Source organism: Bacillus cereus group sp. BfR-BA-01380 (assembly GCF_022663535.1).
Lineage (GTDB): Bacteria > Bacillota > Bacilli > Bacillales > Bacillaceae_G > Bacillus_A > Bacillus_A cereus_BB.
Genome location: NZ_JAKUFS010000002.1, coordinates 116764 through 137819 on the forward strand (window position 1 = coordinate 116764; position 21056 = coordinate 137819).

Below are 21056 nucleotides of genomic sequence, written 5' to 3' on the forward strand. Positions count from 1 at the left end.
AGTTAGTCTCTCATCTCAACTTCCATTCATATTTTAAAGGTCCAAGCATACACTTGTACAAAAAGTGCCAAAAAGGACGTGAATGCATGAGAGGAAGAGCGATCGTGATTGCACTTATTATAATATGTGCAAGTATGTTACCAAATGATACATATGCGCAAATGAATAATGTTAGTGCACGTAATGCTGTGCTGATGGAGCAGCATTCGGGACGTGTACTATATGGAAAGTTAGAGCATGAATCTGAAAAAATCGCAAGTATTACAAAAATTATGACCGCCCTTTTAGCGGTCGAATCAGGGAAAATGAAAGAAAAGGTATCCATTAGTAATACAGCTGTTCGCGTGGAAGGGTCAGCTATCTACTTAAAGCCAGGACAGAAAGTACCGTTAGAAGATTTAGTATACGGTTTAATGCTGCGCTCTGGAAATGATGCAGCTCAGGCAATTGCAGAATATATTGGCGGGAGTACAGAGGGGTTCGTATATTTAATGAATGAAAAAGCAGCACAAATCGGAATGAAGGATACCCATTTTTCTAACCCACATGGTTTAGACGGAGATGGGACACATGTTTCTTCAGCATATGATATGGCGCAGTTAACAAGGTATGCCATGAAAAATGAGACATTTCGAAAAATTTTTGGAACGAAAACGTATCAGTCTAAAGTGTGGGATTATCCATGGAAAAATAAACATAAGCTTGTTACTTCAATGTACGAGTATGCAACAGGAGGGAAAACTGGATTTACGAAAAAAGCTGGGCGAACACTTGTAACGACTGCATCAAAAGACGGGTTAGATTTGATTGTTGTAACATTGCAGGCTTCTAGCGATTGGGACGATCATATGTACTTATTTAATGAAGGGTTTAAACAGTATACAGAAACTACGGTATTAGCGAAGGGGGCACTTTCTGCACTTCAAGACAAAAAGTATACGAATCATATATATACGAAAAATGATTTATTAGTGCCGCTAACAGAAGAAGAGGCTAAAAAGGTTACATTAAAAATTGAATTTGATAAAACGGCCAAGCTCATAGATGGAGAGAAAGTAGGGCGTGCTGTCGCTTATTTAAATGAAGAAGAAATTGGAGAGCGTAACCTATTTTATAGTAAACGGAAACTTATTGTGACAACAGGTTTGTTTTGGAGAGATTTTAAAGAAGTATTTTCTCATATGTTAGGTGTGGAAATAGATGGTTAATATTATATGGGTTGCGATGGCGTTAATTGGTATTGTATATGCAATGTTTAATGGAACGATGGACGAAGTAAATAAAGCAGTTTTCGAAGGTTCAAAAGACGCTGTAACCATTTGTATCGGACTGATTAGTGTTCTTGTTTTTTGGCTTGGTTTAATGAAGATTGCGGAGGAAGCGGGACTACTAAAGAAACTTGTTGCACTGTTTATGCCTCTTGTAAAAAAACTGTTTCCAGAAATACCGAAGAATCATCCAGCACTGGGTTTTATTTTATCTAATATGATGGCAAACTTTTTTGGATTAGGAAATGCAGCCACACCGCTTGGGATTAAAGCGATGGAACATTTAAAAGAGTTAAATGGAGGAAGAGACTTTGCAAGTCGCTCTATGATAACATTTCTTGCCTTAAATACATCGGCTATTACACTTATTCCCACTACCGTTATTTCGATTCGGATGACGTATCACTCTGCAAATCCAACTGAAATTGTAGGCGTAACGTTTATCGCCCAAGCTTTATCTATGATTGGAGCTATTTGGATTGACCGTTATTTTTACCGAAGAAGAAATAGAAAGGGGAAGAAAAAATGAGCGTCGTTAATACGATTTCTTTATGGGTTATTCCATGTGTGATCGGATTTATTCTATTATATGGGACGGCAAAAAAAGTACCGACGTATGAATCATTTGTAGAAGGCGGGAAAGAAGGAATTCAAATTGCTGTATCTATTTTACCATTTATGGTTGGTATGCTCGTTTCTATTTCAATTTTCCGGGCTTCAGGCGCGTTAGATGCAATGATACATGTCATGAAACCAATGTTAGATGCTATCCATGTGCCAGCAGAAATTGTTCCTCTTGCACTTATTCGCCCTATTTCTGGATCAGCAGGGCTAAGTATTACAACGGATTTAATTGCCACATATGGACCAGATTCGTTTATTGGGAGACTTGCGTCTACGATGCAAGGAAGTACAGATACAACCTTTTATATTTTAACAGTTTATTTTGGAGCGGTTGGGATTCGGAAAATGGGCGATGCTTTAAAGGTGGGATTATTTGCTGATTTAATTGGTATTGTGTGCTCAATTGTATTTGTTTCACTTATGTTTCAGTAATAATGGTTCATTTTTCATTCAAATTAGACTATAATACGGATACAGCCACTATTAAGAATGTGCTTAATAGTGGCTTTTTTATGGGTTATTTTTGACAAAATCGTGAACATTTGTTGTAAGCAAAGAGAAGGCAGTAAATCATAATAAAGAGGAAAAATGAATTATATTCCTTTATTAGCTTATAAAGTTGACGATGTTGTTTATGGTAAGTAAGGGTAATTGCTAGCAAGGCTAGACAGTTGCCAAGTCCTTCTAATGAAGGTAAGATGAATTTGAGGTGAAGAAACGAAATGGAACGACTACAAAAGGTAATAGCGCAAGCAGGTATTGCATCGAGAAGAAAAGCAGAGGAACTCATTCAACAAGGTAAGGTTAAGGTTAACGGAAAAGTCGTGACCGAACTAGGAACGAAAGTGAGTGCGCAAGATAAAGTTGAAGTAAACAATATTCCTCTTGAAAAAGAAACACCTGCTTACTTTTTATTATATAAACCAACTGGTGTTATTTCGAGTGTAACAGATGATAAAGGAAGAAAAGTAGTGACAGATTTCTTTGCAGAAATTCCACAGCGTCTTTTTCCAATTGGCCGATTAGACTATGATACATCTGGTTTAATATTGATGACAAATGACGGAGAGTTTGCGAACATTTTAATGCATCCAAAGTATAAGGTTGATAAAACATACGTGGCAAAGGTAAAAGGTCAGCTAACTGGTGAAAAAATCCGCATGTTAGAAAAAGGTGTTATGCTAGAAGAAGGAAAGACAGCGCCTGCGCGTGTGAAAATCCTTTCTTGGGATAAGCGTAAAGAGATTGCAATTGTACAATTAACAATTCATGAAGGAAGAAATCGCCAAGTGCGAAGAATGTTTGAAGCAGTTGGATGTAAAGTTATGAAATTAAAGCGTGAGAGTTATGCCTTTTTAGAGTTAGGTAATTTACGCCCAGGGGATGCAAGAGAATTATCTCCTCATGAAGTAAAACAACTTCGTGCTCTTGCTTCAACGAAACCAAGATAGTACAGAATATAAAAGCTTCTATCAGTAAAGAAATTTTGCTGATAGAAGTGAATACATATATAAATTCATTTTAATTTTTTGATATCTTTGTCTAGCTCTGCCTCCAAGGCCCTCATGTCTAAGAACCTTCCACACGAGAAGGTAAAAAACACCTTCTGTGTGAAAGAACCTTAGCCAACAGGTCTAAACAGTCGGCGCCGCTTTTCTTTATAAGTCGCTGTTATGCAGAAAAATACATGATCACCACTTGCTTTCTCCCTTTGTTTTAAATCTTGCATGTGGCAGGAAAAGGACCTGACCGCTTCTATACATGGCCAGATCCTCTTACCCATCTAAAAAAGGGTTTTATGTCGGCTTTTCAATTGGTATGTTTATAGAAAAGTTTAGTATGTGCTAAACTTCTTTATTTGGTTAAGGAAGGAGAGACACTGTGAAGAAAAATAGACTGTTATTCCGTGTTATCATTTTGCTCATATTAGGAGGGGCATTAGGGTTTACGTTATATCAAAACTTTTTTGTTGATAAAGAGAACGTACAAGTAGGAAAAGAAGCACCAAACTTCGTTGCTACAGATTTAGAAGGCAAAAAGATTACGTTAAAAGAGTTGAAAGGAAAAGGAGTATTTTTAAATTTCTGGGGAACATGGTGTAAACCTTGCGAGCAAGAAATGCCGTATATGAATGAACTGTACCCGAAATATAAGGAAAAAGGTGTTGAAATAGTGGCATTAGACGCAGACGAAACGGAACTCGCTGTGAAAAATTTTGTGAGTGGGTACGGATTGAAATTTCCTGTAGCCATTGATAAAGGACAAGAAATTTTAAATACATATGGTGTAGGTCCACTACCGACAACGTTTTTAATCGATAAGGATGGCAAGGTTATCGAAAAAATTACAGGTACACAATCGAAAGAGCAAATGGAAGAATATTTAAAGAAAATTACTCCATAAATGAGAAGAGTATAGAGAACCATTCGTACAAGTAATCTTCGTTAATCGAGGTGCTGTGCTCTGGTTTTCAGCACCTATCAAAAAAATTCTGAGTATTTCGTTAATTTTCTATGAAACATAGATATATAGAAAAAGAAAAAAGGCGGTGAGGGATTTGGAACAAATAAAATGTGGTTGTGGTCACGTAAATCCAATTGGTACAATTTTTTGTGAAGCTTGCGGAAAGCCTTTTGAAGGTGAGCAGGATACAAAATTACTAGATATGCGATATGAAGGGAGTGCGAGGCGCTCTCTTACACATACCAAAACAGTAGTAGATAAAATTTGGAGCTTTTTTTCTTCCGTAAAAGTTGGAATATGGCTTATTGTAATTACACTTATCGCGTCTGGGGTTGGAACGATTTTTCCGCAAGAAATGTATATTCCGCAAAATGTCACGCCGGGAGAATATTATGAACAGCAATATGGTTTCCTTGGGAAATTGTATTATCAATTAGGGTTTAATAATCTTTATAGTTCCTGGTGGTATATGATTTTAGTGGCATCTATTGGGATTTCTCTTGTTATATGTAGTTTAGATCGTGTTGTTCCTTTATATAAAGCGCTGAAAAAACAAAGGGTAACAAGACACCCGAGTTTTTTAAAAAGACAGCGATTATATGGGACTGCACTTGCGACAAAAGAAGAGATTGAATGTGTGAAAGAGAACTTGAAAAAGAAAAAATATAATATTCAAGTGGAAGGAGATAATATTCTAGCAGAAAAAGGCCGTTTTTCACGCTGGGGTCCATATGTAAATCATATTGGTCTTATTATTTTCTTATTTGGAACGATGCTTCGTTTTGTCCCTGGTATGTATGTAGATGCAACGCTTTGGCTTCGTGAAGGTGAAACGAAAGAAATTCCTGGAACAGACGGAAAGTTTTTTTTGAAAAATGAAAAGTTTATTAAAGAAGTTTATGATAAAAGTAAAGAAAATGAAGTGTTTAATGCAGCGATTGATCGAGTTGGAAATAAGATGATTGCGAAAAATTTTCAAACAAATGCTGTATTGTATAAAGTAGTCGGAAAAAATGTTGCTGGTGAAAAGCCGAAGCTTGAAAAAGTGAAAGATTATAACATTCGAGTAAATGACCCTCTTAAATTTGATGACTATGCTTTGTACCAAATCGATTTTAAAGAAGGTGAATTAAGTAAAATGTCTTTCTTTTTACAAAAGAAAGATGGCGGTCAAAAGTGGGGTCCGATTACAGTTGATCTAGCAAATCCAAAAGAAATATACGATTTAGGAAATGGATATTCTCTGCATTTATTAAGTTATTTCCCTGATTTTTACTTTGATGAAAGCGGAAAGCCCAATACAAAAACGAAGCTTCCTAACAACCCTGCTTTTGTCTTTAAAATGTTTACGCCTGAAACGCCAAATGGAGAAGTGAGCTTTGTTGGAATTCGACAAAATATAGAGCCTGAAGGAAACAACTTATACAAAATGTCTTTTGCAGGTATCGAAACGCATAACGTTACTGCACTTACTGTCCGAAAAGATTTAACGCTTTGGGTGATCGCTTTAGGAGGCTTTATTTTCATGGTCGGCGTTATTCAGGGGATGTATTGGAATCATCGTCGCATTTGGGTGCAGCGTGTTGATAATGAATGGTGGATTGCTGGTCATACAAATAAAAACTGGTATGGTTTGCGAAAAGAGATCGAAAAAGTGTTAGAAGGGACAAATATTCCGCAGCCAAATGATAGAGTAAATGAGAAAAAAATTAGTTAAGGTGGGGAGAGAGTATGGTAGAAATAAGTAGTAATTTCTTATTTACTGCTTTCGTATTGTATTTAGTTGCAACACTGTTCTTTGGGGGAGCGATTAAAGAAAAAGGACGAAAGTGGGCAAACATTGGGATAAGTATTACGATTTTAGGCTTTGCTGCTCAGTTCGTATATTTTGTTACGAGATGGATTGCATCAGGGCATGCACCAGTTAGTAATTTTTTTGAGTTCGGGACATTTTTCGGTATGATGATGGTCGGTGCGTTTATTATTATTTATTTTATGTATCGGACAAGTATACTTGGTTTATTTGCGCTTCCAGTTGCTATTTTACTAATTGCCTATGCAAGCATGTTTCCAAGAGAAATTACACCGCTTATTCCATCATTAAAAAGTAACTGGCTTCATATTCATGTAACAACAGCAGCGGCTGGGCAAGCTATTTTATCGATTAGTTTTATTACGGGTGTTATATATTTATTAAAAAATGTGGACCAGTCTAAAAAAAGCAAGCAAACGTTTTGGCTGGAAGCAGTTATTTTTTCGCTTGTTTGTGTAATTGGATTTATAGCAGCAACAACTGCTTTTTCAAGTGTAAAGTATGAAGCGAAGTTCCAATGGGTGAATAAAGATGAGCAGAAAGCAGAAATGGTATATAATTTGCCTGCTTTAGTCGGTCCCCATAAAGGCAAGTTAGTTACAGCTGAAAAGTTTGAGCCTGTAATAGAAACTCCGGCTATTATCAATGCGAAAAAATTAAACACTGTCATTTGGTCGATATTTATAGGAACAGGGCTATATATTCTCTTAAGACTGATTTTACGAAAACGAGTAGCGGCAGCGATTCAACCGGTAGTACAGAAAGTTGATAGTGATTTGCTTGATGAAATCGGATATCGCTCTGTCGCAATTGGATTCCCAGTCTTTACGCTAGGTGCATTAATCTTTGCGATGATTTGGGCACAAATCGCATGGACGCGTTTTTGGGGCTGGGATCCGAAAGAGGTTTGGGCACTCATTACTTGGCTCTTTTATGCAGCATTTTTACATTTACGTTTGTCTAAAGGTTGGCACGGTGAAAAATCAGCGTGGCTTGCAGTAATTGGCTTTGCAATTATTATGTTTAACTTTGTAGTAGTAAATCTAGTGATTGCAGGTTTGCATTCGTATGCATAACAAGAATTGAAGTTCAACGAATTCTATTGTGCAGTTCATTATTGCGGTATAAAATAGGAAGGTGACTGTCACTTTCCTATTTTAATTTTGTTAATTTCTTTTCTTTTTTGAGAAAAACATGACAAAGTATAGGGTGATTTTGTAAAATGATGTCGAGGACAAATTGTATAGTTCAGAGAAAATACATATTTTTGGAAAAACTATGAACAAATTTTATTATTTATGTGAAACATAATGTGAAGGTGAACTTTCTAATTGTAACGAGATTTGTCCGTGAAAAGTTATTTCGCTCTAACAGGAAATTACTGTTAGCGTGTGTCCTATTGATTTAACTAATTCTCATAAGGAAAGTTTCACTTTATTGAAGAAAGGTAGGTGTGAGCCGCTGTGACATGTATGTGTACAGTGGATAGCCCATGGAAAATGAACTAAAGATTTTAATTGTAGATGACGAAGATCGTATCCGTCGTTTGTTAAAAATGTATTTAGAGAGAGAGCAGTACATTATTGACGAAGCTGACAACGGAGAGACGGCTTTAGAAAAAGCATTGCAAAATGACTATGATCTTATCCTTTTAGATATTATGATGCCTGGAATAGATGGTATTGAAGTGTGTAAAGGTATTCGTGAGAAAAAGGCAACACCAATTATTATGCTAACGGCAAAAGGAGAAGAAATAAATCGAGTACAAGGATTTGAAGTTGGCACAGATGATTATATTGTAAAACCGTTTAGCCCACGTGAAGTTGTGTTGCGTGTAAAAGCTGTGCTACGTCGTTCTGTTACAACAACATTCTTTACGCAAGATACAACAACAAAAGATGTTACTGTATTCCCTCACTTAACAATTGATAATGATGCACATCGTGTGACAGCAGATGGAGAAGAAGTGAATTTAACACCAAAAGAATATGAATTGTTACTATTTTTAGCGAAGGCACCTGATAAAGTGTTTGACCGTGAACAATTATTAAAAGAAGTATGGCAGTATGAGTTTTTCGGTGATTTACGTACGGTTGATACGCATGTAAAGCGTTTGCGCGAGAAATTAAGTAAAAAATCTGCAAACGCAGCGAAAATGATTGTAACAGTATGGGGTGTTGGTTACAAGTTTGAGGTTGTGAACGATTGATGCTTTGGAAAAGTGTTGTTGGGAAATTATGGATGACCATTTTGCTCCTCGTTTCTTTCGTCCTTGGTTTTGTTGCGATTTTACTTTCTCAGTTTTTCGACAAATATTATGTGACGATGGGAGAAACGAGGCTGACGAATGTTGCGACGAGCGTCTCTGAATTAATAGAAGAGGGGGCGGATGAGAAGACGATAGAACATATCGCATATAAATTCGCTGATCCTCTTTCACGGATTATTATTGTTAATGAGGAGAATAAAGTATCTGCGTCTCCTACTCAACGAGGATTGATAACATTAACACTAGATGATCTAAAACATGACAAAGAGTTACAAGCAGTATTTACAGAGCGTAAAAAGGTACAAAAAACAAAAAGCGTCCCAGATGAAAAAAACAAGAAAAATCATGAAAATGATATTATGGTTGTCGGTGTTCCGTTAAAGTCATCAAAAGATGGTGCAGTTTTTGTATATCAATCGTTACAAGTGCCAAGACAGGGAATAGAAAAATCGACAGATTTTATCTTTTTATCTGCAGGAATTGCCATTATTTTAACAACATTCTTTGCCTTTTTCTTATCAACTCGGATTACAGCACCGCTTCGTAAAATGCGTGAAGTGGCATTTGAAGTAGCGCGCGGAAAATTTGATGCGAAGGTACTAACGGTTTCGCAAGATGAAATCGGTGAATTGGCAACAGCTTTAAATCAAATGGGGAAACAATTGAAGTTTAATATTAATGCCTTGCAGCAAGAAAAAGAACAGCTTTCTAGCATTTTAAGTAGTATGGCCGATGGTGTTATTACGTTAAATCAAGAAGGAGAAGTTGTTGTAATTAATCCGCCAGCAGAGCATTTCTTACAAGTATGGCATGAAGAAAAAGAGATAGAGTTAAGTGTAAGTTTGCCATCTGAGCTTGTTGAACTGTTTCATTTAGTTGTCGAAAGTGAACAGCAACAAGTTGTGGAAATTAATTTAGAAAAAGGTAATTACGTTGTATTGATGACGCCGCTGTACAATCAGACAAAGATTCGAGGGGCTGTTGCGGTTCTTCGTGATATGACGGAAGAACGTCGTCTTGAAAAAATGCGGAAAGATTTTATTGCAAACGTATCACATGAATTACGTACACCGATGGTTATGCTTCAAGGATATAGCGAGGCAATTTTAGATGACATTGTTCAAACGAAAGAAGAAGTGCATGAATTTGTACAAATCATTTATGATGAATCTGTACGATTAGGGCGTCTTGTGAATGAATTATTAGATTTAGCTCGAATGGAGAGCGGTCATGTAGAATTACATATATCAGAGGTAGATGTCGTTCCGTTTGTTGAAAAGATTGCACGGAAATTCCAAGGGATAGCAAAGGAAAAAGAAGTACAATTACTAGTTGATTTTCGAACTTCCATAGAGCAGCATTCTTTTGATCCTGATCGAATGGAACAAGTGTTAACAAATTTAATTGATAATGCGTTGAGGCATACAAATGCCGGCGGTAAAGTATCGCTTATTATTAATGAGAAAAATAACGGAATTATATTTGAAGTTGAAGATTCTGGAGTTGGTATTCCAGAAGAGGATATTCCGTTTTTATTTGAGCGTTTTTATAAAGCAGATAAAGCTCGTACGCGCGGGAAAACAGGTGGTACAGGTTTAGGGCTTGCAATTGCAAAAAACATTGTTCGAGGACATGAGGGTAAAATAACGGCATCGAGTGTAGTAGGTAAGGGTACAACATTCTCTGTTTATTTGCCGGCAGAAGTATGATGAAATGATTTATGAAAAAAGCTTATCTTATTGATAAGCTTTTTTCATAAAGTGAACCATCTTGTAGTGAGCTGTATTCTCTGATAGACTTGGAATTTCACCAATTGGTATCTCCTGTCTATCTTCTTTTGTTTTTTCTGTATCTTGGTTAACAACAGAAATATTCGTATAGTAAAAGAATGCATAAGAGAAGGGAGAAAAATATGAAACTATATACAAAAACAGGAGATAGGGGCCGAACAAGTCTTATTGGAGGACGCGCAGATAAAGATGATTTGCGTGTGGAGGCATACGGAGCACTTGATGAGGCGAATTCGTTTATAGGGTATGCAATGACGTTATTGCAAGATGAATGGTTTCAAGATATTTATCAAGAACTTGAAAAAATTCAGCATGAGCTGTTTGATTGCGGCGGAGATTTAGCGATTGTGAAGAAAAAAATTCCGTATAAAGTAATGGAGGATATCATTACTTTTCTAGAGAAAAGGATTGATGTATACACAGAAGAAGCACCGCCGTTGGAACGCTTTATTTTACCAGGAGGAAGTGAAGGAGCGGCTATTATTCATATTGCTCGTACTGTTATAAGAAGAGCGGAACGGTGCATCGTTTCTTTAAAGAAACAAGATGAGATAAATGAATATGTTTTGCAATACATAAATCGGTTATCAGATTATTTATTTGCAGTTGCAAGGGTTGTGAATGCTCGTTCGAATGTAAAAGATGTAGAATATGAAAGAAGCGCAATTGTATTTCGGGATGAGAAAGAAAAGAAAGAGAAATAGACTCTTTCTTTTTTTGTATACTTTTTTCTATAATTAACCACAATAGAGAAAGTGTGATGGCTATTTAGAAAACGGAGGATTTACAATGAAAGCTTTAAAGGTGATATTGTTTTTCTTTTGTATCTTTTTTATAGGACAAGCAGAAGGTGTTGCTGAGGAAAAACAGTGGACGTGGCCAGTAGAGGGACGAATTAGCGATTATTTTGGAACGAGAAATGGAAAGCATTTTGGTATTGATATTGCTGCACCAATAGGCACTTCAATTATAGCTATGCAAGATGGGATTGTAACAAGATCATATTTTTCTGATAGTTATGGTCATGTTGTATTTATTAAGCATAGAGAATATGAAGCTGTATATGCGCATATGAATAAACGACTTGTGAGAGAGGGGGAGGGGATTTTGCAAGGTCAAATAATTGGTCAAGTAGGAAATACAGGACAATCAAATGGTGCTCATTTACATTTAGAAATTCATAAAGGATCTTGGACGATAGCGAAAACACATGCGGTTAATCCGTTGCAAATGCTTGGAGAAAAACAAAATACGGTAGCATCTGCTTCTGTATATGTTGTACAAAAGGGTGATACACTAGTGAGTATTGCTAGAAAGTTTGGGACAAGTGTTGGAGAATTGAAAGTGAAAAATCACCTGCAAGAAGATATTATTTATCCATCGCAAAAATTACATATCAATTGAAAAAAGAGCTAGTTTTCCTAGCTCTTTCGTTTGTTACCAAAAAATAAAGAGACAAATAAATCCGGCGATTGCTAAATAGCTATAATAATAAAATACTTTCGCTCTTGTTTTCTCCTCTGTTCTAAATAAGACGATAGAAGGTTCAATAAGGCCGATAACAAAACAAAGTAGACCGAGCAACATACAGCCGAGGGAGAGTGAATACAAAGCGATTTGAAAGACTTGAAATGGAACGATAGATTTTAATATAAACGCAATTAGTGCAGTATAGCAAATTGTTCCAATATACATATTTAATGTTGTATTAGAGCGATAACCGGGCAGTTTCTTTAAAAATGGTCTAGAAACAATCTCTATTTCTAAAGATGTATAAGTTTGAATGATTTCTTCTGCCGTCTTTCCCTGGTGAAATAGAGAAAGAATCCAATTCCGTTCTCCTTGAAAGACGAATTGGGTTTTTGTTAAATAATGATCGATTTTGACTTTTTTCCAGCTTTTCCATGGGTGTCGTTCGCAAATCTTTAGTTTACTGTCTGAGTTTTTATCATATTGGTATATGCTAATTCCATCTTTATCGAAGGCAGCATAATATGTATCCCTTGAGAATTTTCCTAAGTCAACAGGACAATAGAACAGTAATTCTTTTTTTAAATAAAAATATTCTTTGCGAAGATTTTTTTTCATAATTTCTTGAATAGGCTGCTTTTTTTCTTTACTCATTACATTTCCTCCACTGTAAGAAAATGCTGTTTTCTTAACAATATCATATCTTATCACTTTCGTGTACGAATGGCTAGAGAATTGTAAACAAAAAGGAATAAACCCGAAAATTTGTTCCTTTTTGTCATATTATTTACTGATTGTTAGAATGGCATTCAAATATAAAGTGAAACTTTAATCAGTGGGGGTTTTCTTCATCCCCCACTGATTATCAGCCCTCACCAATCGGGCTTTTACGGGCAGTTTATCTCCCGCCTAACTTCTTTGCTTCCGCTGAATTTTGAGGCGGGAGTATTACTGCCCACAAATAGCGGGATAAAGGCATGACTACATAAAGTTCAATAAAAATATATAAATACAAATAAAAAACCTTTTTCTTTTTAAATGGCTGGTCATGCATAGAAGCGGTCATATTTTGTTTTTCGCAGCAGAGACTTGATGGATTCATATATAATTATTTTTCATAATTTCTACAGCTTGATTGTTAAGTGGGACAAGATGTTACACAAAGTGAGTGAAAAGGAGTATTTTCATTCACTTTGTTTTAAAGTTGTTGTATAATGATGTAGAAAATAGAATATCGGTCTATCTTCGGGGCAGGGTGAAAATCCCGACCGGCGGTGATGAATATATATTTGTTCTAAGCCCGCGAGCCGTTAAGGCAGGATTTGGTGCGATTCCAAAGCCGACAGTACAGTCTGGATGGGAGAAGATGGAGGTTCAAGCGTTCAAAAAAGATAAGTATTTGAACGTCTGTTTGATGTACCTAAAATTTCTCCCTTTGCGTTTCGGACGCAAAGGGTTTTTTCATGCTGGAATATTAGGGCATAGCAGAACCTTTCCACTTTCCATGAGATGATCGATGGAAAAGGAGAGAGAAACATGAAACAACAGAAGAGTGTAGTAAAAATGATGAGCGTTGCGATGCTAAGCAGCATTGCGTATTTATTAATGATGCTGGATTTTCCATTTCCAGGGCTGCCACCGTTTTTGAAAATTGATTTTAGTGATGTTCCAGCATTAATTGTAGCTATTATTTTTGGACCGCTCTCAGGTGTAATTGTAGAGGCGATAAAAAACGTTCTTTATTATGGTATTCAAGGAAGTTTAACAGGAGTGCCAGTAGGGGAAGTGGCGAATTTTATTGCTGGATGTCTGTTTATTCTTCCAGCATCCATTTTGTTTCGCAAACATCAAACAGTTAAAAGTTTAACAACTGGATTGATGTTAGGAGCAATTTGTATGACACTTATTATGAGTGTACTCAATTATTTTATCATTTTACCAGCTTACACTTGGTTCTTAGGTCAACCTGCTATGTCTAGCGGTGCAATGCGTCAAACAATTGTGGCCGCAATTTTACCTTTTAATTTAATTAAAGGAATTATAGTAACAATTGTTTTTGTTCCTTTATTTTCACGATTAAAAGTATGGGTATTTGCGAAAATGAAAAATGCATAAATAGAAGATTTTGCATCAGTGGAAGTTTTTCTGCTGATGCTTTTTTATTCTGAAAAAGTCTGATTGCCTAGCAGCTTCCATTCGTTTAGAAGGAGAATGAAAGCGGTGGAAATGTATTTTTATAGAACAAAAAAATACCCCTCATTATTTGAGGGATATTTTTTTGAAGTCAACAATGGAGACTATTCAAATTTTAATGCATCGCCATCGAATGCTTCATCTGCCACTTTAATAGAATCAGTTGGGCAACCTTCAAATGCATCCATCATATCATCGATTAATACATCTGGAATTTCAACGATACCTTGGTTATCATCTAACGTTACGAATGCAATACCTTCATCATCGTAATCATAAATATCTGGTGCAGCTGCTCCGCAAGCTCCACATGCAATGCAAGTATCTTTGTCAACAATTGTATATTTTGCCATCTTTATATTACCTCCTAGAGAATATGTATAAAAAACACTGATAAAAATTCTAATCCTATTGTAAAACGGTTTTTGGAACTTTTCAATACAAAGTTATAATGATAATGCTTATCAATTAAGATGGTCAACTCATTTCTTTAGTCATTCATGATGTTTTTAAAATGTCTAAATAAGATGCATTTTGTTACAATGGAAGTAGAAGTAGACTGAAAGGGTGGAAGCGGCATTGCAGCTACAATATACCGTACTATACTGTTTAAAACAATTAGAAGGTGAACGAACAGTTTCTTCTATTTATCACCTTTTAAAAGGAAAGCGTTCTTCACAAACATTGCAAGATGGGAATATATTTCACCTTTCCTTTTTATTTGGTGTATATAAATCTTTAAGACGTCATAATTATGATAAACAGATTGAAACATTATTAAACGCACAACTTATTACGTGTGTGCATGAAAATACTTACATTTTAACTGAAGCGGGAGAGAAACAAATAAATGAATGGGAGAAAATATTTTATTTTCCGAAACATTTACATGGCCTGCAATATGGCGAACTTGGAGATAGTTTTTGGAAAAGATTATCTTTAATTGTACAAACTGTATCTAATTTACAGCAGCAATGTGTGAAATTTCTTCCAATTCAACAAGATACAGAGATTACGATATGGGTAAAACGATTTATTATGAGTTCTTCTATTTCAAGAGGACATTTAGCAAAGCAGTTATATAAAGAAATCTATGTCATATTAATGAATGTGACTTCTATAGAAGCAACTATTTTTGTCTATCGTCTAACGGGATATCACCGTATTGGTTATACAACAAATCAGCTTGGAGATATGATGAAACAAGATACACTTCGCGTATATCTTTTATTTTGGGGAACAATTCATTTCATCATTCAACATGTGCAACATCATAAGCAACAGTTTCCATTGTTAGCACAAATTATTGCATATCCCAATGAAAAAGCAGATTTATTTAGTATATCCACACAAAAAACATATCAATTATGGAAACAAGGAAGGACTATGGAAGAAATTGCGAGGATCAGGAAATTAAAAGTTGCAACAATTGAGGATCATATTGTAGAAATTGCATTACGTGAGAAAGAATTTCAAGTAGAGCAATTTATAGAAAAAGAAAAAATGAAGCAAATACAGAAAATGATTGAGAAGTTACAAACGCGGAAGCTGCGAATATTAAAACAAGCTGCTGGAGAGCATGTTTCCTATTTTGAAATTCGTCTTGTATTAGCCCGAGTAGGAGGATTACATGAAACTTGAAGATAGTTTATATCAGTGGTTTGGATACCGAACATTTCGTTCAGGGCAAGAGGGAGTCATTGAAGATTTATTAAAGGGAAATTCTGTTGTAGCGATGCTGCCAACTGGAGGTGGGAAATCGCTTTGTTATCAGCTGCCAGGTCTTGTGCAAGATGGAACGGTACTGATTGTTTCGCCGTTATTGTCATTAATGGAAGATCAAGTTACACAATTAAAATATATAGTGAAAAATCAAGTTATTGCTTTTAATAGCTTTCGGACAATGATAGAAAAAAAAGAAGCTATGCGGCGGTTGCATTCCTACAAATTTGTATTTGTTTCTCCTGAAATGTTGCAATCAGATGTGTTGCTAAAAGAACTACGAAAAATTCATATCTCTTTATTTGTTGTGGACGAAGCACATTGTATTTCTCAATGGGGATATGATTTTCGAACAGATTATAAAAAGCTAGATCAAGTGATTGCATCAATAGGTTACCCGCCGGTTCTTGCTTTAACAGCTACAGCTACGAAAGAAGTATTACAAGATATTATTGAAAGCTTACATTTGAAAGATGTAAAACAGCACTTATATTCGATTGATCGACCTAATATTGCTATGAAAGTCGAGTTTGTACAAACTGTTCAAGAGAAAAAAGAAGCATTATTATCTCATGTGAAATATTTACAAGGTCCTGGGGTTATTTATTGCTCAAGCCGGGCTTGGACGGAACGTCTTGCAGCGTATTTAAGGGATGAAGGTATTGATGATGTTGCACATTATCACGGGGGAATGGAACATGAAGAGCGAATGTTAATTCAGCAACAATTTATGAATGATCAACTTCAACTTGTTGTGTGTACAAGTGCATTTGGCATGGGAGTAAATAAGCAAAATACACGGTATATCATTCATTTCCATTATCCAATAAATATAGAATCTTATTTACAAGAAATTGGGCGAGCAGGCCGTGATGGAGAACCAAGCATTGCTATTTTGTTATGTAGCCCACTTGATCATGATTTGCCCCTTTCTATCATTGAAGAAGAATTACCAAATGAACAACAACTTCGTTTTTTGTTTTCATTATTGCGAGAAACAACGTCACAAACGAAAGTGTTATCGTTAGAAGAGGTAGAAGAAATCTGCTATAATGCAGCGGGGTTAAATGAACAATACTGGAGATTTATTCGATATCATTTTGAAAAGATGAAAATTATACAACATAGGCAATTGATGATTGAATTCTTGTCAGATGAGGCTGAGCAGAAATTAATTACAGAAGTGAGAACCCGACTTTATAATAAATACGGTCAATTAGAAATGATGAAAGAATGGCTATGGCGAACAGATTGTAAAAGAGAAGCAATTCTTTCTCGATTTGGATATGTAAAGGAAATACAGCCGGAAAATTGTTGTAATTATTGTGGGATTCATATGGAAGACTATAAAAAAAAGCAGGCGAGACAACCTGTTTTCGACTATAATTGGGAAACAGAGTTACAATTGCTCTTCGGATTTAGAGGGAAGGAATGATGGATATACGCAAGAAAAGTATTGAAGACATGAGCCCGAAAGAAATCCGACTGAATTTATATATTACACAAGCAATCGTTATATGTATGGGAATACTATTAGCGTATATATTCTTTCCAAGCATGGATACATTTCTATCTTTGTGGAATTGGGATTTTTCATCCGTTTTTCTTATAGGTGGCGGAGTAGCTTGTATTATCGTTCTATTGGATTATATTGCGATGCATCTGTTTCCTGAATCATGGTTTGATGACGGTGGGATAAATGATCGTATGTTTCAAGGAATGTCCGTTATTCATGTGTTGGCTGTTACTCTTTTAATAGGAGCAGCAGAGGAATTTCTATTTCGTGGTGTGATACAAACGTATTTTGGTCTAATTTTTGCGAGTGTGGTATTTGCGGTTTTACATATTCGCTATATTACTAAGCCATTTTTGTTTTGTTTTGTATTGCTGATTAGTATTGTATTTGGTTATGTGTTTCAATATACAGGAAATTTACTAATTACAATTTTTGCGCATTTTTTAGTCGATTTCATAATGGGATTACAATTAAGAAATCAAATGAAAGATGGTGGTGACCGAGATGGCGACGGGGCAGACAACAGAATTTGAAGAGAATATGAAAGAGTCAACGCAAACAGAAGAAGGTTTACCGCCACGTAGTGAAGTTCATAAAGACAAACAAAAGAAAAAATCAAAATTTAAAATAAAGCACTTTTTTGTTCGGATTTTAACAGTATTATTTATCCTTCTTCCTGTTGGAGTTTTATGGTGTACAGAGCGTTACATTGTGGAAAAAAACAAGGAATCTGCTGCTAATTCTAAACAAAGTGCATTTGAAGTTATTTTTTTTGATTCAAAAAAGAAAACAAATCATGAATCAAAAGAGACATTTCAGTTTCATACAGTGAAAGAAGGAGAAACCTTGGAAGAGGTTGCAAAGAAATATTTTCCGAACGAAGATGGAGTAGCGATTATAAAGAAATATAATGAGGTAGCAGAAGAATTAGAACCGGGACAGGTGTTGAAAATTCCGAAGAAGACAGGATCAGAACAGAAAAAATAAAGAGAAATTTTTATCCCGCATTAACGGGCAGTAATACTCCCGCCTCAAAATTCAGCGGAAGCAAAGAAGTTAGGCGGGAGATAAACTGCCCGTAAAAGCCCGATTGGTTCAACTAATAATCAGTGGGGGATGAAGAAAACCCCCACTGATTAAAGTTTCACTTTATTCTGCTATTCGCTGACGGTAAGCCCTCTATCTAAAGATTATGATGGGTGGGGGATAACTGCTAGTTTGCATCAATCTTACTTTTACAGGAAGTGATCCCTCTTTTTGTAAATTTGATGTAGGTCTTACTGCATCCAAATAACCTGATGAAGAAAAACCTTCTACTGATTGTAGAAGGTTTTTCTTCAAGATGTGTTATGATGTGATTAGATTCTGTTAAGAAGAAAGATGGGGAAAGTGTATGACATGGGCAGTGTTAGGTAGTTTCATTTTATGTATTGTAATTGTTTGTTTTATTTTGATGTATAGAGAAGCGATACGTGATACTTTGTTAAAGCGCACTATATCATTTGCGAATTTTCCAATTAGTTTTGGAGAAGTTCGAATTTTTTTTATTTCAGATATTCACAAAAGAAAGGTTTCTCGATCTTTAATACAGCAAGTGAAAGGGAAAGCAGATCTTGTTATTATAGGTGGGGATCTAGCGGAACGAGGAGTACCTCTATCACAAGTAGCTAGTAATCTTAAACGGTTAAATGAAATTGGGCAAGTATATTTTGTTTGGGGAAATAATGATTATGAAATTGATTTTCACGAATTAGACGCGTTACTTCTTCAAAATGGCGTGAAAATTTTAGACAATACAGGGACTTTATTTGAATCAGAGCTTGGAGAAAAAATATGGTTATTAGGTGTTGATGATGTAGGTTTGAAGCGTGATCGATTAGATTTAGCATTAGCAGATTGCAAAGAAGAGGGTTTTCGCATCCTTGTGAGTCATAATCCTGATATTTTATATAAATTAAATGGAACCGAGCGCATCTCCTGTATATTAAGTGGTCATACGCATGGTGGACAAATTAGGTTGTTTCATGCTACACGTTTTTTGAAAGGCGGAATTTATGAATATCCACATACGACTCTGTTTGTAAGTAATGGTTATGGAACAACATTTGTACCATTGCGGTTTCGCGCTCCTGCACAAACGCATTTGATTACATTACGAAGAAAAGATTGACGTTGTTTTTTAAGGTGGGAAGATATATGCCAAATTCAACTGGTAAATATAATATTAAAGCAATTTCAAATATGCTCGGTATACATCCAGGAACATTGCGAGCTTGGGAAAGACGATATCAAATCATTACACCGAAACGTAATGATGCTGGACATCGTTTATACACGGAAGAACATGTTCAAATTTTTAAATGGCTTATTAACAAACTGAACCAAGGATTTACCATTGGACAAGCAGTTAGTTTATTAGAAAATAATCAATTACAAAATCACAATTTATTAGAAAAAGAATATAATAAAGTAGAACTTTTAGTAGACGATATCTTGTATTCTTTGTTAAAATTTGATGAAATACAAGCTCTTGAATTATTGGATAAAGCGTTTAGTATTTTTTCTATAGATAAAGTGATTACAGATGTGTTCATAAAATTGCTGGTCAAGCTAAGAGAGAAACGCTTGAATGAAAAAATAACAAGCGCAGAGGAGCAATATGCAATTTCTCTTTTACGATCACGTATGGGAGCGATTTACTATAGTATACCCGCCAATACAGGAACATCAAAGGTGCTTTCTATATGTGTTCCAGGAGAATTACATGAACTCGAATTGTTAATTTTCACAACATATTTACGCCGAAAAGGTTATCCAACAATCTATATTGGGACAAGCATAGAAGAAGGCAGCATTCATGATGTAATCACACGAGTAAATCCTAAATTTTTATTTATTTCTTGTACAATGCAAGAAAACATAATGGCAAGTGTTCAACTTGCAAAGAGATTACATGAGCAATATAAGAATCTTTCTATCGGACTTAGTGGTTTTGCTTTTAGGTTTGCTTCTAATGAAGAAAAAGAAGAGATTTGTAATTTGTTTGTTGGGGATACGACAGAAGAGTGGGACGAATGGTTAAAAATGTCAGAATAGTTGTTCGGAAAGAACCATCTATTTTCTGTTTCATATAATAAAAATTAGATGCAACGGTTGCGTAAGGAGGTTACGGGATGAGGCTGGAACGTTTAAATTATAATAAAATAAAAATCTTTCTAACGTTCGATGATTTGTCAGAACGTGGACTTACGAAGGAAGATTTATGGAAAAATGCTCCTAAAGTACAACAACTGTTCCGAGATATGATGCAAGAAGCAAATAAAGAGCTCGGCTTTGAAGCTGATGGTCCAATTGCAGTAGAAGTGTTTTCATTGCAAGCGCAAGGTATGGTTGTTATTGTTACAAAAGAAAATCAAGAGTTAGATACGGAAGAAGAATTTCAAGATGAATTTATTGAAATGCAGGTTACTCTTGATGAGAGTGAGCATATATTATACGAATTTACTTCATTAGACGATATAATTGCATTAGCTGGTCGTTTATATAGCCTTGGAATAACAGGTGGAAAGCTTTATGGATGGCAAGATCGTTTTTATTTATGGCTAGAAGAGGAAACGGCTACGTTATTGAAAGAAGATATGATTGCTATTTTAGCGGAATTTGGCAGCTCCTCCACAATTACAATTTATCGAATGATGGAATATGGAAAAGAACTGATGGCAAATGACGCAATTAAACAAATCCACAAATACTTTATCACAAAAGAAAACCTCAGCTAAGTGATATAGTTGAGGTTTTTCTTTATATAAAGTATTTAAACATTATATTATATAAAAAATGTTAACTTTTTAATCATTTCGCTTTTCTAAAAACAACAAAAATACTATAATGATATTGAAAACGTTTGCAAAGATAAAAAAGGTTTGCA

21 protein-coding genes and 1 riboswitch are annotated in these 21056 nt (G+C 35.4%); of the genes, 19 read left to right on the forward strand and 2 right to left on the reverse strand.

Translation table 11 applies throughout. The features are described 5' to 3' along the window. The first annotated feature begins 86 nt into the window (after positions 1 to 86). The 11 genes from MR076_RS02390 to MR076_RS02440 all read left to right on the forward strand — a co-directional run bounded on the left by MR076_RS02390 (position 87) and on the right by MR076_RS02440 (position 11631). Positions 87 to 1208, forward strand: a complete 1122-nt coding sequence (locus MR076_RS02390) for a D-alanyl-D-alanine carboxypeptidase family protein (protein WP_242217219.1) — start codon at positions 87 to 89, stop codon at positions 1206 to 1208. Then, positions 1201 to 1797: a nucleoside recognition domain-containing protein gene (locus tag MR076_RS02395; protein WP_242217221.1), complete on the forward strand. Its 597-nt coding sequence runs from the start codon at positions 1201 to 1203 to the stop codon at positions 1795 to 1797. Before MR076_RS02390 ends, MR076_RS02395 begins: the two co-directional genes overlap by 8 nt. Next, entirely contained in the window at positions 1794 to 2324 is a 531-nt protein-coding gene (spmB, locus tag MR076_RS02400) for a spore maturation protein SpmB (RefSeq protein ID WP_090915509.1), read from the forward strand. Before MR076_RS02395 ends, spmB begins: the two co-directional genes overlap by 4 nt. Positions 2325 to 2614: 290 nt before the next feature. Continuing rightward, complete coding sequence (gene rluB, locus MR076_RS02405; protein WP_242217223.1) at positions 2615 to 3343, forward strand: 23S rRNA pseudouridine(2605) synthase RluB; 729 nt, start codon at positions 2615 to 2617, stop codon at positions 3341 to 3343. Between the two features lie 430 nt (positions 3344 to 3773). Beyond that, positions 3774 to 4295, forward strand: a complete 522-nt coding sequence (gene resA, locus MR076_RS02410) for a thiol-disulfide oxidoreductase ResA (protein ID WP_242217225.1) — start codon at positions 3774 to 3776, stop codon at positions 4293 to 4295. Positions 4296 to 4449: 154 nt separating this feature from the next. Beyond that, positions 4450 to 6072, forward strand: coding sequence for a cytochrome c biogenesis protein ResB (gene resB, locus MR076_RS02415; RefSeq protein ID WP_242217227.1), 1623 nt, complete (start codon positions 4450 to 4452; stop codon positions 6070 to 6072). 14 nt (positions 6073 to 6086) lie between these two features. Continuing rightward, complete coding sequence (gene ccsB / locus MR076_RS02420; protein WP_242217230.1) at positions 6087 to 7244, forward strand: c-type cytochrome biogenesis protein CcsB; 1158 nt, start codon at positions 6087 to 6089, stop codon at positions 7242 to 7244. A gap of 416 nt (positions 7245 to 7660) precedes the next feature. Further along, a complete protein-coding gene (resD, locus tag MR076_RS02425) occupies positions 7661 to 8377 on the forward strand; it encodes a DNA-binding response regulator ResD (protein ID WP_242217232.1) in 717 nt (238 codons plus the stop codon). 32 nt (positions 8378 to 8409) lie between these two features. Next, the gene (locus tag MR076_RS02430; RefSeq protein ID WP_277928336.1) at positions 8410 to 10146 is read left to right on the forward strand and encodes an ATP-binding protein; all 1737 of its coding nucleotides are present in this window, start codon (positions 8410 to 8412) and stop codon (positions 10144 to 10146) included. Positions 10147 to 10349: 203 nt separating this feature from the next. After that, positions 10350 to 10931 carry a cob(I)yrinic acid a,c-diamide adenosyltransferase gene (locus MR076_RS02435; RefSeq protein WP_242217234.1) on the forward strand — a complete coding sequence of 194 codons (582 nt, stop codon included), beginning with the start codon at positions 10350 to 10352 and terminating at the stop codon, positions 10929 to 10931. A gap of 85 nt (positions 10932 to 11016) precedes the next feature. Further along, the gene (locus MR076_RS02440) at positions 11017 to 11631 is read left to right on the forward strand and encodes a peptidoglycan DD-metalloendopeptidase family protein (RefSeq protein WP_242217237.1); all 615 of its coding nucleotides are present in this window, start codon (positions 11017 to 11019) and stop codon (positions 11629 to 11631) included. Between the two features lie 33 nt (positions 11632 to 11664). On the opposite strand, the gene MR076_RS02445 is transcribed toward MR076_RS02440, so the two are convergent. Further along, positions 11665 to 12351, reverse strand: a complete 687-nt coding sequence (locus MR076_RS02445) for a hypothetical protein (RefSeq protein ID WP_242217239.1) — start codon at positions 12349 to 12351, stop codon at positions 11665 to 11667. A 583-nt stretch (positions 12352 to 12934) separates the two neighbouring features. Continuing rightward, a riboswitch (FMN riboswitch) is annotated at positions 12935 to 13069 on the forward strand. A 164-nt stretch (positions 13070 to 13233) separates the two neighbouring features. Between MR076_RS02445 and MR076_RS02450 the strand changes: the two genes are divergently transcribed. Continuing rightward, positions 13234 to 13812, forward strand: coding sequence for an ECF transporter S component (locus MR076_RS02450; protein ID WP_242217241.1), 579 nt, complete (start codon positions 13234 to 13236; stop codon positions 13810 to 13812). A 182-nt stretch (positions 13813 to 13994) separates the two neighbouring features. Here MR076_RS02450 and MR076_RS02455 read toward each other — a convergent pair whose 3' ends face one another. Further along, positions 13995 to 14243, reverse strand: a complete 249-nt coding sequence (locus MR076_RS02455; RefSeq protein WP_017152544.1) for a ferredoxin — start codon at positions 14241 to 14243, stop codon at positions 13995 to 13997. Between the two features lie 226 nt (positions 14244 to 14469). Here MR076_RS02455 and MR076_RS02460 point away from each other — a divergent pair, with 226 nt between their 5' ends. The 7 genes from MR076_RS02460 to MR076_RS02490 all read left to right on the forward strand — a co-directional run bounded on the left by MR076_RS02460 (position 14470) and on the right by MR076_RS02490 (position 20907). Next, positions 14470 to 15531 carry a YpbB family protein gene (locus MR076_RS02460; RefSeq protein WP_242217244.1) on the forward strand — a complete coding sequence of 354 codons (1062 nt, stop codon included), beginning with the start codon at positions 14470 to 14472 and terminating at the stop codon, positions 15529 to 15531. Further along, a complete protein-coding gene (locus MR076_RS02465; protein ID WP_242217246.1) occupies positions 15521 to 17047 on the forward strand; it encodes a RecQ family ATP-dependent DNA helicase in 1527 nt (508 codons plus the stop codon). Before MR076_RS02460 ends, MR076_RS02465 begins: the two co-directional genes overlap by 11 nt. Then, entirely contained in the window at positions 17047 to 17661 is a 615-nt protein-coding gene (locus MR076_RS02470) for a CPBP family intramembrane glutamic endopeptidase (RefSeq protein ID WP_242217563.1), read from the forward strand. Before MR076_RS02465 ends, MR076_RS02470 begins: the two co-directional genes overlap by 1 nt. Then, positions 17633 to 18115 carry a LysM peptidoglycan-binding domain-containing protein gene (locus MR076_RS02475; protein WP_242217248.1) on the forward strand — a complete coding sequence of 161 codons (483 nt, stop codon included), beginning with the start codon at positions 17633 to 17635 and terminating at the stop codon, positions 18113 to 18115. The genes MR076_RS02470 and MR076_RS02475 overlap by 29 nt, the downstream gene beginning before the upstream one ends. 406 nt (positions 18116 to 18521) lie before the next feature. Next, the gene (locus MR076_RS02480) at positions 18522 to 19298 is read left to right on the forward strand and encodes a metallophosphoesterase (protein ID WP_242217250.1); all 777 of its coding nucleotides are present in this window, start codon (positions 18522 to 18524) and stop codon (positions 19296 to 19298) included. A 26-nt stretch (positions 19299 to 19324) separates the two neighbouring features. Further along, complete coding sequence (locus tag MR076_RS02485) at positions 19325 to 20224, forward strand: MerR family transcriptional regulator (protein ID WP_242217252.1); 900 nt, start codon at positions 19325 to 19327, stop codon at positions 20222 to 20224. 77 nt (positions 20225 to 20301) lie between these two features. Further along, entirely contained in the window at positions 20302 to 20907 is a 606-nt protein-coding gene (locus MR076_RS02490; RefSeq protein WP_242217255.1) for a genetic competence negative regulator, read from the forward strand. Positions 20908 to 21056 lie beyond the last annotated feature (149 nt).